Below are 16,599 nucleotides of genomic sequence, written 5' to 3'. Positions count from 1 at the left end.
CTTTTTATCGGTGACAGAAAACAGGTTCAGTTCGACAGCGGCGACCAGCCCGTCGATGGTGGCGGCGTCTCGTTCTCTGTCGGCTCGCCCTTTGCCTTGGTCGAGACCGGCGCTTCGCTGATGACGTCAGTCAGCGCGCGCAACACCTCCGGCACGCCTTCGCCGGTGACGCCGGAGACAAGCATCGGTGTCTGCTTCGCCGCGCGCTTCAACCGCGCCTTCTGCTCTTTGAGTTGCTCGGGCGTCACGGCGTCGATCTTGTTCAGCGCGACGATCTCGACCTTGTCGGTCAAGTCGTGCTCGTAGGCGGCCAGCTCATTGCGCACGATCTTGTAAGCCTTGCCCGCATGCTCGCAGGTTGCATCGACAAGATGCAGCAGCACGCGGCAACGCTCGACATGGCCGAGAAAGCGGTCGCCAAGGCCGGTGCCTTCATGCGCACCTTCGATCAGCCCCGGAATGTCTGCGAGCACGAATTCGCGGCCGTCGCTGCGCACGACGCCGAGTTGCGGATGCAGCGTGGTGAAAGGATAGTCGGCGATCTTCGGCTTTGCGGCGCTGACGACGGAGAGGAAGGTCGATTTGCCGGCGTTCGGCAATCCGACGAGGCCGGCATCGGCAATCAGCTTCATGCGGAGCCAGATCCAGCGCTCCTCGCCGGGCTGGCCGGGATTGGCGTGGCGCGGCGCGCGATTGGTCGAGCTCTTGAAATGGGCGTTGCCGAAACCGCCATTGCCGCCCTTGGCAATGACGAAGCGCTCGCCGAGCCTGGTGAAATCGTGAAGCAGGGTCTCGCGATCCTCGTCGAATACCTGCGTGCCGACCGGCACTTTCAGGACGATGTCATCGCCGCCCGCGCCATGGCGGTCGGAGCCCATGCCGTGGCCGCCCTTCTGCGCCTTGAAGTGCTGCTGGTAGCGGTAATCGATCAGGGTGTTTAGGCCGTCGACCGTCTCGATGATGACGTCGCCGCCACGGCCGCCATTGCCGCCGTTCGGCCCGCCATACTCGATGAACTTCTCGCGGCGGAACGCGACGCAGCCGTTTCCTCCGTCGCCAGAGCGGATATAGACCTTGGCTTCGTCGAGGAATTTCATGGCTTACCCGTAACGCGAACGGGCACGCCCGACAACAGTCGGCCGTGCCCCTCGCATGGTCTCGTTAATATCGCCTCGCGGAGGACCAGTCCCGCAGCGAGGCCCACACCGCGCGCTTGAGGCGGAAGCGGTCGACCGGCGTGGAGGAGCCGAGCGCGAGGAAGCGATGTAATTCCACCCCGGTCCACTGGAAGCCGCACTTCTCCAGAACGTGGCGGGAGGCCGGATTGACCACGCGTGCCCCGGACCGGATTTCGTCGATGGCGAATTCCTCGAACGCGAAATCGATCAGCGCGCGGGCGGCTTCGGTGCCGAAGCCCTTGCCCCAGTGCTTCACGTCAAAACAATAGCCGAGCTCGGGGGAGTTCTTTTCATCCCAGGTCAGGCTCGCAAGCCCGATGGCCTCACCCTTATGCTCGATCAGAAACGTCATGCCGTTGGCGGCAGCGGCGGTTGAGACGAACTGCGCGGCATCCTCCAGCGTATAGGGATGCGGCACGCGACGCAGGTTCATGGCCACGCGCTTATCGGCGACGATGCGCGCAATGGCTTTTACGTCCGCGAGGGCCGGCTGGCGCAGAACCAGTCGCGCCGTCTCGAGGACGACGGTTCTCAGTTCCTGCAAGGGCTGGATCGGGTGTTCCTGTAGCATGGCTCGCTCCTTTTGCAGGCCGTCCCCCGGCGGCCAGAAAAGTTAAAGGGGAGGCCGGTTTCCCGTCTCCCCTTGAAGAGCCTTCAGGCGCTCTCTGCCGGATCAACGAGGACCGGCAGAAGAGAATTTTCTGCCGTCTATTCAGCCGCTTCCGCTACCGGGATGACCGATACGAAAGTGCGGCCGCCGGTTTTGGCGCGGAATTCGACGCGGCCTTCAGCCTTGGCGAAGAGGGTGTGGTCGGTGCCCATGCCGACATTGAGACCCGGATGCCAAGTGGTGCCGCGCTGGCGCGCAATAATGTTACCCGGAATCACGATCTGACCGCCGAACGCCTTGATGCCAAGACGCTTGCCGGCCGAATCACGTCCGTTGCGCGAGGAACCGCCTGCCTTTTTGTGAGCCATGGCTCGTCTCCAGAATTCGTCTCAGTGTCTAACCCGATTCCGTAACGGAATCATCTCACTTTTATTCGCTCTTGGCCTTCGGGGCCGCTTTTTTAGCGGGCGCCTTCTTGGCCGCGGCCTTCGGAGCCGCTTTCTTGGCGGCTGCCTTTTTGGCCGGAGCCTTCTTCGCCGGTGCCTCGCCGTCAGCAGGCGCGGCCTCGACCTTCTTTTCCTTCTTCGCGCGCGGGCCGATCGTCGGCGCCTTGTCGTCGGTCAGGATCTCGGTGACGCGGATCACCGTGATCTCGTCGCGGTAGCCCCGCTTGCGCTTCGAATTCTTGCGGCGGCGCTTCTTGAACGCGATGACCTTGGGGCCACGCTTGTGGTCCAAAATCTCGGCGGCGACGGAAGCGCCTTCAATGAAGGGGAAGCCGAGCACGGGCGTATCGCCGCCCACCGCCATGACTTCACCCAACTGCACGATCGTGCCGACATCGCCGGTGATCTTGCCAATCTCAAGCACATCATTCGGGACGACCCGGAACTGCCGGCCGCCCGTTTTGATGACTGCGAACATCGTTCTCATCCTTCGTGTTCGATCCCGGCTCTCGGACGCATCCGGGCCGGCTTCTTATTCAGTCGCTACAGGTTTGGTTTGTCGATGCAGGCGCGGCCAAGGCCCTACGCAGGCAAAAACAAACGGCGCGAAATCCTCCGCGCCGGGTGGGTGACTTATAGCGGCGGAAGATCGCGAGTCAAGGTAAAGAGCCGCTAAAATCGGCCAAAATCGAAGGAAAATCAGCCGATTCCGGGATTTTTGGCGCTCTCGCGATGCAACCATCGGGTTCCATCGCCGTTGTCCTGCGAACACCCAAACGGCGAGGGGCGAGCATTCCATGGCGGAGGACAACCGCGCGGTCGGCATTGGAAACCACGGCGCGGCACGGCTGCCGTCGGTCGAGGTCGACAGCTACAATATCGAACTCAAGGACGAGGACGGTTTTCTCGGCGACCGCGCCAGCAAGGGCGCGTTCCAGGATATCCTCGAGGCCTGGCGCAAGCCATTAAAGAAGAGCGGTGACGACCCGTTCGGTGGCAAGACGTCCGACGAACTCGGCAAGAAGAAGCTCGACGAGATTCTGGTCGGTGACGATATCGAGGCCGCGGCGGTGGTGCATAGTGCCATCGAGGAGTTCGCGCAGGAGCTTGCCTTCGTCACCGGCCGCTTCCTCAAGAGCAAGGCCTGGGACAAGACCGAGGCGATCGTGGTCGGCGGCGGTTTCCGGCAGAGCCGGCTCGGCGAACTCGCCATTGCGCGCACCGACATCATCCTCAAGGCCGAAGGCCTCAAGGTGCAGATGGTGCCGATCCGGTTCGACCCGGACGAGGCGGGGCTGATCGGTTGCGCGCATCTTGCCCCGTCATGGATCTTTGAGGGCTTCGACAGTCTGCTCGCGGTCGATATCGGTGGCAGCAACATCCGCTGCGGCGTGGTCGAGACGCTGCAGAAGAAGGCGCCGGATCTGTCCAAGGCGCGGGTCTGGGCGTTCGATCTGTGGCGTCACGCCGAGGACGAGCCGACGCGCGAGAGCGCGATCAAGAAGCTCATCAAGATGCTGAAAGATCTGATCGCGCGCGCCGACACGGAAGGGTTGCGGCTTGCGCCGTTCATCGGTGTATCCTGTCCCGGCGTGATCGATGCCGATGGGTCGATCGAGAAGGGCGCGCAGAATTTGCCCGGCAATTGGGAAAGCAGCCGCTTCAACCTGCCGGAGATTCTGGCGGAAGAGATTCCGATGATCGGCGATCACGACACTGTCGTGCTGATGCACAATGATGGCGTGGTGCAGGGCCTGAGCGAAATCCCCTTCATGCAGGATTACAAACGCTGGGGCATCCTCACCATCGGCACCGGTCTTGGCAACGCGCGCTTCACCATGCGCGCGAATGAGAAAAAGAGCACCGACAAGAAGAACGGCGAGAAGAAGAACGGTGACAAGAAAAATGGCGACAAGAAAAAGGACAAGGAGAAAGGCAAGGCGTGAGCGTGCTTCGAGCGGAAAGGGCGAGAGGGCAGGGTAAGGTCGGCGGTGCAGAGCTCTAGGGTCTCTTCGCCGGCGCAGGCGTTGCCGGGCGGCGCGGTGGTGGTGACGACCATTCCCGCGCGGCTCGATGCACTGTTGTGGAGTCCGTTTCATACCCGCGTCATCGCCGCACTCGGCATCACCTGGATTCTCGATGGCCTTGAGGTGACGCTTGCGGGTTCGCTCGCCGGCGCCTTGAAGCAATCCGGCACGCTGCAATTCAGCAATCTCGATATCGGGTTTGCGAGCAGTGCCTATCTTGCAGGCGCGGTGCTGGGGGCGCTCGGCTTCGGCTGGCTCACCGACCGGATCGGCCGGCGCAAATTGTTCTTTATCACGCTGACGCTCTATCTGCTCGCTACGGCTGCGACGGCGCTGTCATGGGACCTCGCCAGCTATGCGACGTTCCGCTTTCTCACCGGCGCCGGCATCGGCGGCGAATACACCGCGATCAATTCGACGATTCAGGAACTCGTGCCGGCGCGCTATCGCGGCTGGACCGATCTCATCGTGAACGGCAGCTTCTGGATCGGTGCGGCGCTTGGCGCGGCGGGTGCGATCGTACTGCTCGATCCCGCCGTGCTCGATCCGGAGATTGGCTGGCGGCTCGCTTTCCTGATCGGCGCGGTCCTTGGTCTCATCGTGTTTGTGATGCGGTTCTGGATTCCGGAGAGCCCGCGCTGGCTGATGGTGCATGGCCGCCCGGACGAAGCTGAGCGGATCGTCCGCGACATCGAACGCCATGCACGTCATGCGCCGGAGCGGGAGGGTGAATTGCGATCGATCCGGTTGCGGATGCGGAGCCACACGCCGCTTCGCGAAGTCGCGCGCACATTGTTCGTTACCTATCGCCCGCGTGCGCTGGTGGGGCTCGCGCTGATGTCGGCGCAGGCTTTTTTCTACAACGCGATCTTCTTTACCTTCGCGCTGGTGCTCACGGATTTCTTCCAGGTCAGGCCGGATCACGTCGGCTGGTACATCCTGCCGTTCTCGCTGGGGAACTTTCTCGGGCCTCTCCTGCTCGGGCGGCTGTTCGATACCATCGGGCGGCGGCGGATGATCGCCTTTACCTATTCGATGTCCGGTGTTCTGCTCGTCATCTCGGGTTATCTGTTTGCGATTGGCGTACTCAGCGCCACCACGCAGACGCTGCTCTGGATGGTCGTGTTCTTCTTTGCCTCGGCGGCGGCGAGTGCCGCCTACCTGACGGTGAGCGAGACGTTCCCGCTTGAGGTGCGGGCACTTGCGATTGCGCTGTTCTATGCGATTGGAACTGCCATCGGCGGTGTGGTGGGCCCCGTGCTGCTCGGCGCGCTGATCGATACCGGCTCGCGCATCAGTGTGTTTGCAGGCTATGTTTTCGGCTCATTGCTGATGATCGTTGCAGCGGTCATCGCGTGGCAATTCGGCATCGATGCGGAGCGCAAGCCGCTCGAAAGCGTCGCGCGCCCCTTGGCGGTTGCGGAGTGAATGATGATCAAGACTGAGGATATTGCGTTGCTGCCTTCCTATCCGGAATCGGATCATCCGGTTTTCTCCCCGTTGCTCGAAGACTGCGCGTTTCTGCTCGACATTGACGGCACACTGCTCGATCTCGCGCCGACGCCGAGCGAAGTGGTGGTGCCGCCCGAGCTTCCGGAGGTGTTGAGCGAACTGCACATGCGGACCGATGGCGCGCTTGCGCTGGTCAGTGGCCGCTCGCTCGCTGATATCGATCATATCTTCCGGCCGATGCTGTTGCCGGCCGTTGGCGGGCATGGCGCGGAGATGCGGCTGTCGGTCGACAGTGAGGCCGATGCGGTGCGTGCGCCGCCGATGGACAAGGATTTGAAGAAGCGTTTTGTCGCCATTGCGAGCCTCGATCCACGCATCATCGTCGAGGACAAGGGCTATTCGATCGCGCTGCATTATCGCAAGGCGCCGAACTTCGAGCGTGCGATCTATGACGCCGTCTCTGCCATTCGCGCCGATCTGCCGGAAGCGCCGATCGATGTGCTGCCGGGCAAAGCCGTCTGTGAGATCAAGAATGCCGGCATCAGCAAGGCGACCGGTGTGAAGGAACTTCTCAAGCACGAGCCGTTCAATGTGCGTCGCCCGATTTTTATTGGCGATGATGTCACCGATGAAAGTGTTTTCGCCATCATCCCGGATCTGAAAGGCGTTTCATTTTCTGTCGGGCGTCATGCGCACGGCGTCGATGGTTACTTCTCAGGTCCGACCGATGTGAGGCAGTGGCTGGCGAGTCTCGTTGACAGTTCGATGACGATTTGAGTTTGGAAAGATTCTCGGTCGAAAAAATTTTGGCAAGTCAAGGTTGAAACGCTGGAAAATTCTTCGCACTCTCAATCGTGTTCCGAAGTTCCCGCGACTCTGCCGCAGAGCCGCCGTAAATTTCGCAAGGCAGCACTTAGGAACCATATTGATGAACAGACGTTTATCTGCGCATCAAGCGGAGTACTCCCTGTGACCTTGGTCGTTGTTTCCAACCGTGTGGCTCGGGCAAAGCCCAACGAGCCGATGACAGGCGGTCTTGCAGCCGCATTGTTGCCGGTGGTGGAAAATTCCGGCGCAGTGTGGGTGGGTTCCAGCAATCGCGTACGCGACGGTTCGCAATCTGAGCCGTTTGCGCGAATTGAATCGCTGGGGAAGGGCGCGCTGGCCTTGCTCGATTTGCCGGCTGCGCATTACGGCGGCTATTACGAAGGCTTCGCCAATTCCGCGTTGTGGCCGGCGCTGCACTCGCGCCCGGATCTCATTCGCGTCTCTCAGGATGATTACGAATCCTATCGCGAGGTGAATTCGTTCGTCGCGCGCGCCTTGATGCGCTTCTCCAAGCCGGACACGATGTTCTGGGTGCAGGACTATCACTTCCTTGCGCTCGGCGGACAGTTGCGCGAACTCGGTGTGGAGCATCCGATCGGGTTTTTTCTGCACACGCCCTGGGCGCCGCACAGCGTGATGGCGAGCGTTCCTCATCATCGTGCGTTGATCGAATCGATGCTGGCCTATGATCTGATCGGATTCCAGACCGAGGAGGATTGCGGAAATTTCGCAGGCTACCTCACGCTGGAGCTTGGTCTGCCGGTCAAGAACGGCATCGTCCATTCGCGCTTCGGGTTGACGCGGCTTGCCGCTTTTCCGATCGGCATCAATGTCGATGGCTTTGCCGCGCAGGCGATGCGTGCGGCGTCTCATCCTGACGTCTCACGTCTTCGCAAGAGCCTGCATGGCGAGCGGCTCGCGATTGGCGTCGACAGGCTGGATTATTCCAAGGGACTGCTGAACCGCATTCGCGCATTCGACCGCTTGTTCGAGATTCAGCCTTCGCTGAAGCGCACCGTCTCGTTATTGCAGATCGCCAATCCCTCGCGTGGCGCGATCGAAGCCTACGGCAATCTGCAATGCGAACTCGCCCAACTCGTCAGCGACGTCAACGGCCGCCACGGCGAAGTGGACTGGACGCCGATCCGCTACCTCAACAAGGGCTTCAGCCAGACTACGCTTGCGGGATTCTATCGCTCGGCGCAGGTCGGCGTGGTGACACCGCTTTATGACGGCATGAATCTCGTCGCCAAGGAATATGTCGCGGCACAGAACCCGGTCGATCCGGGCGTGCTGGTACTGTCGAAATTTGCTGGCGCTGCGAATGAGTTGACGACGGCGCTGATCGTCAATCCACACGATATCGACAGCATGGCACGTGCCCTCGGTATGGCGTTCGCGATGCCGCTGCCGGAGCGGCGGTTGCGCTGGGAAGCGATGATGACGAAGCTCCAGGCGGGCAATATCCAGAACTGGTTTGAATCCTTCATCTCGGCGCTGGAAAGCGCGCACGAGATGGGTCGTGCCGCATCGGAAGAACCGCGGGCGGACGCCGAATCTCCGTCGCCTGGTGCGGTGTATCAGTGGCAGGCCACCAGCACGGCGCTGCATTGAGGCCTCTTTCCACCCCAACGCCCTGACAAATCTCGCTATTCGTCAAAAAAGTTAGCCGGGAGACCCGGGCCCGCTTGCAAAATCCGGCCGACGCCGTCATGACAGGCGCCACGGAGAGGTGGCCGAGTGGTTGAAGGCGCACGCCTGGAAAGTGTGTATACGGGCAACCGTATCGCGGGTTCGAATCCCGCTCTCTCCGCCAGAAATCCAGGCATGATTTCAAGATATTAGCACTTGGCTGAGTCTGGCGGCAGCACCGGCCTCTGCAACGAAGTGCGTTCGTCTGGTGCTTTACCAGCGGCGTCTCACGATGTTGCCGATAGCATCACAAAATATTCCCGATCATTCGCGCGGTATTTCCGATAGATGCCGCGAGCAGTTCGCCGAGGCTGACCTCCGAATACGATCGTTCGATCGGCGAGAGCGGGCAAGTCCCCTACGCTCAAACCCTGATAGACAGTCCGTCAGTTTCGCAGAGTAGATTGATGTGATCGGAAGCTCGATCCGACTCACCAACTGTGCATACATTGAATCTAAGCAGGAATAGCCCCTTTCTCGGGGGCTATTCGTAAGTACACGCTGATGTGCCCACAGAAAGACAAACTTCCTCGTGTACTTAAAGATTCTGACAACCGATGGTCGCCATCTGCCCATCAACGATGGCCGGCAGATTCTCGCCTTTGTCCGATAAGGGGTGGACGTAGTTCATGAGACTGTTGACGTCTTTCAAGATTCGCAGAGCCTTCGCGAACCTGAATGCTGCTATAGAGTCGCTCGGCGTACGTGGGACTCGTGTCAAGAATGTCGAGGTTGGGTCGAAATACGACAGGACCAGCAGCCGCATTCTTATCTACGCTCACTATAATCCTCTTGGCTGTGTCACCGAGACGGTGCAGCGCCTCGTCCATGAATATCGCGAAATGGGCTATAGCGTCGTATTCGTGACGATGTGCCCCAAGCTGAACGATGTCGATTATCGTAAGCTGAAAGAGAGTTGTTCGCTTATTATTAGGCGACGTTCTTTCGGGAGAGATTTTGGCGCTTGGAAAGACAGCTTCCCCATTTTGCAAGAACACTTTCCCCATTGCAATGAAGTGGTGCTGACTAACGATTCAGTCGTGGGGCCAGTCTGTCCTCTCAAAACGGTTTTTGATAGAATTGCATCATCTCGTGCCGATTTGATTGGCCTGACTGAGAGCTGGGATCGCGCGTACCATCTGCAAAGCTATTTTCTGGTCTTTAAAGGACCTGTAGCAATCGAATTTCTAAAAGATTTTTTTGGCCGGATGTGGCTGCGGAATAGCCGCGACTGGGTCATTCGGCGCGGTGAGATCGGGTTGAGTCAGGCGGCGCTCCGCAGCAGTCTTCGGCTCGAATGCTTATGTAAGCTCCACGAGCTTCGAAAGCTTGTCTCTCAAGATCAGGCGAGGCGCGAGGCAGCCACTCTCAATATCGTCCCTTTCATTAGGCAGGCTCGTCCTCAGCTTGATGAAGCGTCATGTCTCACTGTCTTGTGGTCGCTGAGAATAAATCCCACGCATTACTTCTGGCGCGACCTGATTGAATTGTTGGGTTTCCCGTTCATAAAAGTCGATTTATTAAAATTGAATCCGGATCGGATCGTTGGACTCGAGGCTTGGCGTGATGTCGTCTTAGAGGCAGGCGTGATTTCGCCCGAACTCATCGAGCGGCACATGATGACGCAGAAAATCAGTCGTGTGCCCTGATTATCCATCAAGCAGCAAACTGACGGTTTCAGTTCAAACGAGAATGTATACTAAGGTAGCCGCAGGAATCGGTTCGGTAGCTGCCGGTCTGCTTGCAATTTTGTTCTGGCAGACTCAGTTGGCCCTGAATTAATCTCGGTTGTCTTACTTCTAAGGGTGTGGCGCGCTGTATCATGAAGGCAGTACTACTTGCAGGCGGTCTCGGTACACGCATCTCCGAAGAAACTGACGTTCGCCCCAAGCCTATGATCGAGGTCGGCGGGTATCCGATCATCTGGCACATCATGAAAATCTACAGCGCCTATGGCATCAACGAGTTTGTCGTTTGCCTGGGCTACAAGGGCTACGTTATCAAGGAATATTTCCGGAATTACTTTCTGCACCAGTCCGACGTGACCATTGATATGGCAGCCGACAGTCTGGAGGTGCACAAGAGTAAAGCCGAGCCGTGGCGCATCACTCTCGTTGATACCGGCGTCGATACGATGATCGGCGGCCGCATCAAGCGCATTCTGCCTTACGTCAAGGACGACGAAGCGTTTTGCCTCACCTATGGCGATGGCGTGGGAGACGTGAATATTCCCGCGACCATCGAGTTGCACAAACGCGAGGGCCGGTTGGCCACAGTGACGGCAACTCAGCCGCCTGGCCGGTTCGGTGCGTTGCGCACAGAAGGAAGTCGCGTCACCGGTTTTCAGGAGAAGCCTGTCGGAGACGGCGGCTGGATCAATGGCGGCTTCTTCGTGCTGTCACCGAAGGTCGGCGATTATATCGAAGGCGATGCGACGGTATGGGAGCAGGAGCCGCTTCAGCGGCTCGCGCACGACAATCAGCTTTCGGTTTATTTTCATCATGGCTTCTGGCAGCCGATGGATACGCTGCGTGATAAGCGCCAGCTTGAGGCGCTATGGAGTTCGGGCAAGGCGCCTTGGCATATCTGGTGAGAGATAGATGAAGATTGTTGTTGTAGGGAATATGGGTTATGTCGGGCCGGTGCTCATCGCACATCTGCGCGCCCGTTTTCCGCAAGCCGAACTCATTGGTTATGATAGCGGTTGGTTCGGCCATTGCCTGACGACCGCATGTGTCGTGCCGGAGCGCAACTTGAATGCGCAGGTTTTCGGCGATGTCCGTGACCTGCCCAGCGATCTTCTCCAGGGCGTCGATGCGGTGGTGATGCTTGCCGCGGTATCGAATGATCCGATGGGCTCTCGATTTGAGAACCCCACCAAGGAAATCAACTTTCAGTCCAGTGTCGAGATCGCGCAGAAGGCGGCTGCTGCGGGCGTCAGTCATTTCGTATATGCGTCCAGCTGCAGCGTTTACGGTTTCGCGGAAGGCGGCGCTCGCAAGGAGACCGATCCGCTCAACCCGCTCACAGCCTACGCGCGCTCCAAGATCGATACCGAGAAGGCGTTGTCGAAGACCGATCTCGGGAAGATGACCGTGACGTGCCTGCGCTTCGCCACTGCCTGCGGGATGTCCGACAGAGTCCGGCTTGATCTTGTTCTCAATGACTTTGTGGCGTGCGCATTGTCGACCGGCGTGATCACCGTCTTGAGTGACGGCACGCCGTGGCGGCCTTTGATCGACGTGCATGATATGGCGCGTGCGATCGAGTGGGGTGTGACCCGCGACGCGGGGAATGGTGGATCGTTCCTCACGGTAAATGTCGGCTCCGCGCAGTGGAATTATCAGGTCAAGGACCTCGCCGCCGCCGTGGTTGAAGAAATGCCGGGCTCGTCCTATTCCATCAACAAGGATGCGCCACCCGATAAACGATCGTATCAGGTCGATTTTGGTTTGTTCCGGCAGCTCGCGCCGCAGCATCAGCCGACCAAGTCGCTGCAGGACAGCGTGCGCGATTTGCGGGATGGTCTGCGTGCGATCAATTTTGCCAATGCGGACTTCCGCAACTCCGATCAGATTCGTCTGCGGGTGCTCGACCGTCACATACGTGAAGGGCGGATCGATGAGAACCTGCGCTGGGTCGGCTAAGCCTTAAGAGGTCTCTATGAAATTTAATCCGAGCCCGCTTCGGGGCGCATGCACGATTGAGCTGGAAAAGCGTGGGGACGATCGCGGCTTCTTCGCGCGAATGTTCTGTGAGCGCGAGTTCGCAGACGCCGGGCTTGAGACGCGTTTTGTGCAGGTCAATAATTCTCTGACGGCCAAGCGGGGCACGCTGCGCGGATTGCATTATCAGTTGCCGCCAGCGGCCGAGGTGAAGGTCGTCCGTTGCGTGCGCGGCGCGCTATACGATGTGATCGTTGATTTGCGGCCTGACTCGCCGACTTTCCGTAAGTGGTTTGGGGCAGAGCTCACCGCCGACAATCGCACGATGATGTACGTGCCGCGCGGGTTCGCCCATGCGTTCCTGACGCTGACGGATGACGCGGAGGCGATGTATCTCGTCAGTGCTTTCTATTCGCCGGAAAACGAGCGTGGTGTGCGCTATAACGATCCCGCGTTTTCAATCGCGTGGCCGGTCGATCCGCTGGAAGTCTCCGACAAAGACCGCAATTGGCCCGACTTCAATGCTGATTTTCACGGCACCGAGCGGATGCGGAATCTGGCATGAAGATCCTCCTGACCGGGGCAAGTTCGTTTACGGGTTACTGGTTTGCAGAAGCCCTTGCCAAGGCCGGACATCTCGTCGTGGCGCCATTGCGTGGCTCTCTTGACGGTGAGGACGGCGGCGAGCGCTATGAACACATCAAGCGGCTGCAAAAGGCGAAGTCAGTCGATCTGATCGCTGACTGCGGCTTCGGGACGTCTCGATTCCTTGATCTGGTCGGTAGTCAGGATTTCGATATCCTCTGCTTTCATCATGCCGAGGTGCGGGATTATCGAAGCGCTGATTTTGATGTGGCAAAGGCGCTGGCGGAGAACACCCGAAGTCTGCGTGACGTCCTCAAGCTCATGGGGCCGCGTGGCTTGAAAAGCGTCGTACTGACCGGGAGCTTTTTTGAGCAGGATGAGGGAGCAGGCAGCCCGCCGTTGTCCGCTTTTTCCGCCTATGGCCTGTCAAAGGGTTTGACCGCGCAAGTTGTCCAGCATCGTTGCCGCGAGTTTGGCGTTCGCTATGGAAAGTTCGTGATTCCGCATCCGTTCGGTCCGTTCGAACAGCCGCGCCTCGGGGCTTACCTCGCACGCACATGGCGCGAGGGTAAGACAGCCGAGATCAAGACCCCGGCCTATATCCGCGACAACATTCATGTCGACCTGCTGGCTGCGTGCTACGCGCGTTTTGTCGGCGAGGTTGCAGTATCGACCGCCTCACAGTGCAAGTTGAATCCCAGCGGATATATCGAGGCGCAAGGCGCATTTGTCGAGCGCATGGCACGCGAGATCAGCCGCCGTGTCGGTTTTGAGTGCAAGGTCAAACTCCTCACTCAGACTGAGTTTCCGGAACCGATGATTCGCGTGAACACCGATCCGGCCATCCGTTACGCTGAGGGATGGGATGAGGTCGCCGCCTGGGATGCATATAGCAAGAGCTTCATTGGCTGAGATATCCTGAGGCGCTCCCTCACGTTTCGCGGAAGTGCGACATATCGGATGGCGGCGGGGCGAAGTTGCGCGGCGAACCCGTCATCAACTTCGTCCGAGGGATTTGGAAAGCCTCAGACATTGACACCGTTGCAGGGATACAGAACTCTGCCGGGCGGCGCTGGACCGTTTTCCGCTGGCCCGGCTGGCTACCCAGCTTAAACCAGTTCAAAGTTTGCAACGTGAGGCATGCATGAATCTGTTGAAGCCCTTTCGGCGTCTTAAGAAGCGATCGAAGCCGGCTGGCATTGATAGAAAAGCGGAGTTGTTGCGCCACATCACCAAGGATCTCGAGGGCATCGAGATCGGTCCGTATTTCAATCCGCTCGTGCCAAAGGCCGAGGGCTTCCGCAGCTTTAACATAGATGTTTTCGATACTGAGCATCTGAGGGAAATGGGTGCGAGCGATCCGGCCGTGCGGGATCATGTTGCCCGTATCGAGGAGGTCGACCTTGTCGGCCCGGCGCAGGATATCGCCCGGCTTGTTCAGGAGAAGTTTGGCGACAAGAAATTCGATTATGTCGTGTCGTCACATAACCTGGAGCATATCCCGGACCCGATCCGGTTTATCATGGGGTGCCGTGCGATCCTGAAGGATGGCGGGTTTCTCTCGCTCGCAGTTCCTGACCATCGCTGTTGCTTCGATTATTTCCTTCCCGTTTCGACATTGCCGGATTGGCTTGAAGCTTATTTTGAAAAGCGATCAAAACCGACCGCAAAGCAGGTGTTTCTCAGGACCTATGCTCGGGCTGAGCAGCGGAAGTCGAGCGGCAAGACATATTCCAGTTTCAATATCGACACCGATGCGGGGCAAATTTTTGCGATTGAAGACGAACTCGCGCCGGGATTTGATTTGTGGCGCGACCTCAATGAGCGGCGTGATCATGAATATATTGATGCTCATTGCTGGTTCTTCACTCCCGAAAGCTTCAAACTGATTTGCCTCGATCTGCAAAAGTTGGGGTTGTTGCCGTTCGTGGTGGATTCCGTGCGCGGACCGAACGGAAACGAGTTCTACGCTCATCTTCGTGCAAGTGATCCGGTCGTTTCGGCGGGCTTTGAAGAGACCCGCCTCAATCTGCTCCGGACTGTCGCTGCTCAATAGAGCTGCCGACCATTGAGCCGGGACAAATCCCGCGCCGGTGAGCCCGGATCAACCGGGCGTGCCGGTGCGACGCCGCCGGTTTGCACATTGTCTGCTGCAACGGTCTCTGGTCATGTGCCCCCTAACGGATCATCATGGTCGGCCGGCAGTGCATCCCATAGTGGTTCCATGAAGAGCCTTGATACTCAGCAACAGCAGCGGGCGCTTCTCGACAACATCCCCGATATGGCGTGGCTGAAGGATCGCGATTGCCGTTACCTTGCGGTCAATACGGCGTATCTGCGGGTGCTCGGCCTGTCCGAGAAGGATGTGCTCGGCAAGATGCCGAGTGAAATCTGGCCGCCGGAAATCGCCGAGGTCTATCTGCGGACCGATCGTGCCGTGCTGAAAAGCGGACGGCGGCGGCGTTATGAGGAATCACGCCGCGGGCCGGACGGCGAGCCGCGCTGGTTCGAGACGATCAAATCTCCGATCCGCGACGAGAGCGGCCACATCATCGGCACGGTCGGCATCTCGCGCGACATCTCCGAGCGCAAGGCGGCCGAAGACGAGCTTGTCGCCTCTCGCACGCAGCTCCGCGCGCTGTCGCATTATCTGCAGACGGTGCGTGAGGAGGAGCGCGCGCATATCGCCCGCGAATTGCATGACGAGTTGGGGCAGACGCTGACCGCGATGAAGATGGATCTTGTCTGGCTGCGCGAACGCCTCTCGGCTGACAACGGCGCGTTGAAGCCGCGTGTCGAGCGGCTTGTTGGTCTCGCGGATCGCTCCGTCACCGACCTTCAGCGCATCGCCTCGGATCTGCGGCCGTTGATGCTGGATGAACTCGGCCTCGTCTCCGCCGTGCACTGGCTGACCGACACTGTCGCCGGGCAGAGCAACCTCAATATCAATCTGTCGTTCGATCGTGAGGATCTGACGTATGGTCCGGAGGTCAGCACCGCGGCCTTTCGTATCGTGCAGGAGGCGCTGACGAACATCGTGCGCCACAGCGGGGCGCGGCATGTCACGATCACCGCGTGCCACGCAGAGGATGAACTTCACATCGAAATCGTCGATGATGGCTGTGGTCTGCCGCCCACGGCGGCGTCGCCCCGCTTGCATCATGGCCTTCTCGGCATGCACGAGCGAGCCAACATGCTGGGGGGTTCGGTGGCGGTGGAAAGCGCGCCCGGCGGCGGCACGCGCGTGCGCGCCAGCCTGCCGCTCAAGCAGCGGCCTGCGGCGCAGGAGGTTCTCCCGTGACCCGTATTATTATCGCTGACGACCACACTATCTTTCGCGAAGGGTTGAGGCAGATTCTTGCCGAGGCGAACGATTTCACGCTGGTTGGCGAAGCCACCAATGGCGATGACCTTCTCGTCCGCCTGCGTGAGGCCCCCTGCGATATCGTCCTGCTCGATCTCTCCATGCCCGGGATCAGCGGCATCACGCTGGTGCGGGCTGCTAGAGAGATTGCGGGCGCGCATCGCATTATCGTGCTCAGCATGCATGAGGAGCATCAATACGTCGTCGAAGCGCTGAAGGCGGGCGCCGATGGCTATGTCACCAAGAACAGCGCCTCCGATCAGCTCATCGCGGCGATCCGAAAAGTCTCGCAGGGCGAGCTTTTCGTCAGCGCTGCCGCCTCGCAGGAGGCGATCTTGCGTGAGATGCGTACCTCGCCCACCGAGCTGCCTCACACGCGCCTGACGCGCCGCGAGCGTGAGGTGTTCGACATGCTGGTCGCGGGCCACAAGATTTCGCGCATCGCCCGCGATCTCGACCTCAGCATCAAGACGGTGAGCACCCACAAGACCAATCTTCTCGCCAAGATGGATGCCGAAACCACAGCAGATCTCGTTCGTTACGCGCTGCGGCACGATCTGGGTTGAGCGCTCCTATGTCTTGGCAGAGCGCCGCCGGGTTCCGGCAAGGCCAAAATTCCATCTCGGAAAAATCCTAGATCGGCCTAGGACCCCGCCGATTATACCGCCCGTCGCGGCGCGCTAGATTTGTGCTGCGATCATCCGCAGGACGAACCAATGAGACCCTCACGCGCTACATGCCGGGCTGAACAT

Annotated in this window: 16 protein-coding genes and 1 tRNA gene; 13 read left to right on the top strand and 4 right to left on the bottom strand. The window is 59.4% G+C overall.

Going from position 1 to position 16,599, the window contains the following annotated elements; all coding sequences use genetic code 11:
* Nucleotides 1-26 precede the first annotated feature (26 nt).
* The 4 genes from obgE to rplU all read right to left on the bottom strand — a co-directional run bounded on the left by obgE (nucleotide 27) and on the right by rplU (nucleotide 2,712).
* Nucleotides 27-1,097, bottom strand: a complete 1,071-nt coding sequence (gene obgE / locus OCA5_RS16740; RefSeq protein WP_012561782.1) for a GTPase ObgE — start codon at nucleotides 1,095-1,097, stop codon at nucleotides 27-29.
* A 64-nt stretch (nucleotides 1,098-1,161) separates the two neighbouring features.
* Nucleotides 1,162-1,749 (bottom strand): GNAT family N-acetyltransferase, encoded by a 588-nt coding sequence (locus tag OCA5_RS16735; RefSeq protein ID WP_012561783.1) that lies wholly within the window; start codon nucleotides 1,747-1,749, stop codon nucleotides 1,162-1,164.
* A gap of 137 nt (nucleotides 1,750-1,886) precedes the next feature.
* Entirely contained in the window at nucleotides 1,887-2,156 is a 270-nt protein-coding gene (rpmA, locus tag OCA5_RS16730) for a 50S ribosomal protein L27 (protein WP_012561784.1), read from the bottom strand.
* A gap of 61 nt (nucleotides 2,157-2,217) precedes the next feature.
* Entirely contained in the window at nucleotides 2,218-2,712 is a 495-nt protein-coding gene (gene rplU, locus OCA5_RS16725; RefSeq protein WP_012561785.1) for a 50S ribosomal protein L21, read from the bottom strand.
* A 319-nt stretch (nucleotides 2,713-3,031) separates the two neighbouring features.
* Here rplU and OCA5_RS16720 point away from each other — a divergent pair, with 319 nt between their 5' ends.
* From OCA5_RS16720 to OCA5_RS16660, 13 genes are all read left to right on the top strand, one after another.
* Complete coding sequence (locus tag OCA5_RS16720) at nucleotides 3,032-4,180, top strand: ROK family protein (protein ID WP_012561786.1); 1,149 nt, start codon at nucleotides 3,032-3,034, stop codon at nucleotides 4,178-4,180.
* Nucleotides 4,181-4,225: 45 nt separating this feature from the next.
* On the top strand, nucleotides 4,226-5,689 hold the full coding sequence (locus tag OCA5_RS16715; protein ID WP_013913411.1) for an MFS transporter: 1,464 nt from the start codon (nucleotides 4,226-4,228) through the stop codon (nucleotides 5,687-5,689).
* A 3-nt stretch (nucleotides 5,690-5,692) separates the two neighbouring features.
* A complete protein-coding gene (gene otsB / locus OCA5_RS16710) occupies nucleotides 5,693-6,490 on the top strand; it encodes a trehalose-phosphatase (RefSeq protein WP_012561788.1) in 798 nt (265 codons plus the stop codon).
* A gap of 192 nt (nucleotides 6,491-6,682) precedes the next feature.
* Nucleotides 6,683-8,155 carry an alpha,alpha-trehalose-phosphate synthase (UDP-forming) gene (locus OCA5_RS16705; RefSeq protein ID WP_012561789.1) on the top strand — a complete coding sequence of 491 codons (1,473 nt, stop codon included), beginning with the start codon at nucleotides 6,683-6,685 and terminating at the stop codon, nucleotides 8,153-8,155.
* 112 nt (nucleotides 8,156-8,267) lie between these two features.
* Nucleotides 8,268-8,357 (top strand) — tRNA-Ser (locus tag OCA5_RS16700).
* Nucleotides 8,358-8,862: 505 nt separating this feature from the next.
* Complete coding sequence (locus OCA5_RS16695; protein ID WP_013913410.1) at nucleotides 8,863-9,882, top strand: rhamnan synthesis F family protein; 1,020 nt, start codon at nucleotides 8,863-8,865, stop codon at nucleotides 9,880-9,882.
* Between the two features lie 173 nt (nucleotides 9,883-10,055).
* A complete protein-coding gene (rfbF, locus tag OCA5_RS16690) occupies nucleotides 10,056-10,826 on the top strand; it encodes a glucose-1-phosphate cytidylyltransferase (RefSeq protein WP_013913409.1) in 771 nt (256 codons plus the stop codon).
* A gap of 7 nt (nucleotides 10,827-10,833) precedes the next feature.
* Nucleotides 10,834-11,880 (top strand): NAD-dependent epimerase/dehydratase family protein, encoded by a 1,047-nt coding sequence (locus OCA5_RS16685; protein WP_012561794.1) that lies wholly within the window; start codon nucleotides 10,834-10,836, stop codon nucleotides 11,878-11,880.
* Nucleotides 11,881-11,896: 16 nt separating this feature from the next.
* Entirely contained in the window at nucleotides 11,897-12,463 is a 567-nt protein-coding gene (gene rfbC, locus OCA5_RS16680; protein WP_012561795.1) for a dTDP-4-dehydrorhamnose 3,5-epimerase, read from the top strand.
* Nucleotides 12,460-13,395, top strand: coding sequence for an NAD-dependent epimerase/dehydratase family protein (locus OCA5_RS16675; RefSeq protein ID WP_012561796.1), 936 nt, complete (start codon nucleotides 12,460-12,462; stop codon nucleotides 13,393-13,395). Before rfbC ends, OCA5_RS16675 begins: the two co-directional genes overlap by 4 nt.
* A 232-nt stretch (nucleotides 13,396-13,627) precedes the next feature.
* Entirely contained in the window at nucleotides 13,628-14,539 is a 912-nt protein-coding gene (locus tag OCA5_RS16670) for a class I SAM-dependent methyltransferase (protein WP_012561797.1), read from the top strand.
* Nucleotides 14,540-14,707: 168 nt separating this feature from the next.
* On the top strand, nucleotides 14,708-15,784 hold the full coding sequence (locus OCA5_RS16665; protein ID WP_012561798.1) for a PAS domain-containing sensor histidine kinase: 1,077 nt from the start codon (nucleotides 14,708-14,710) through the stop codon (nucleotides 15,782-15,784).
* Nucleotides 15,781-16,413 carry a response regulator gene (locus tag OCA5_RS16660; protein WP_012561799.1) on the top strand — a complete coding sequence of 211 codons (633 nt, stop codon included), beginning with the start codon at nucleotides 15,781-15,783 and terminating at the stop codon, nucleotides 16,411-16,413. Before OCA5_RS16665 ends, OCA5_RS16660 begins: the two co-directional genes overlap by 4 nt.
* The last annotated feature ends 186 nt before the right edge of the window (nucleotides 16,414-16,599 follow it).

The organism is Afipia carboxidovorans OM5 (assembly GCF_000218565.1).
GTDB lineage: Bacteria > Pseudomonadota > Alphaproteobacteria > Rhizobiales > Xanthobacteraceae > Afipia > Afipia carboxidovorans.
The sequence above is the reverse complement of the archived record's forward strand: the minus strand, read 5'-3'. Positions and strand labels throughout refer to the sequence as shown.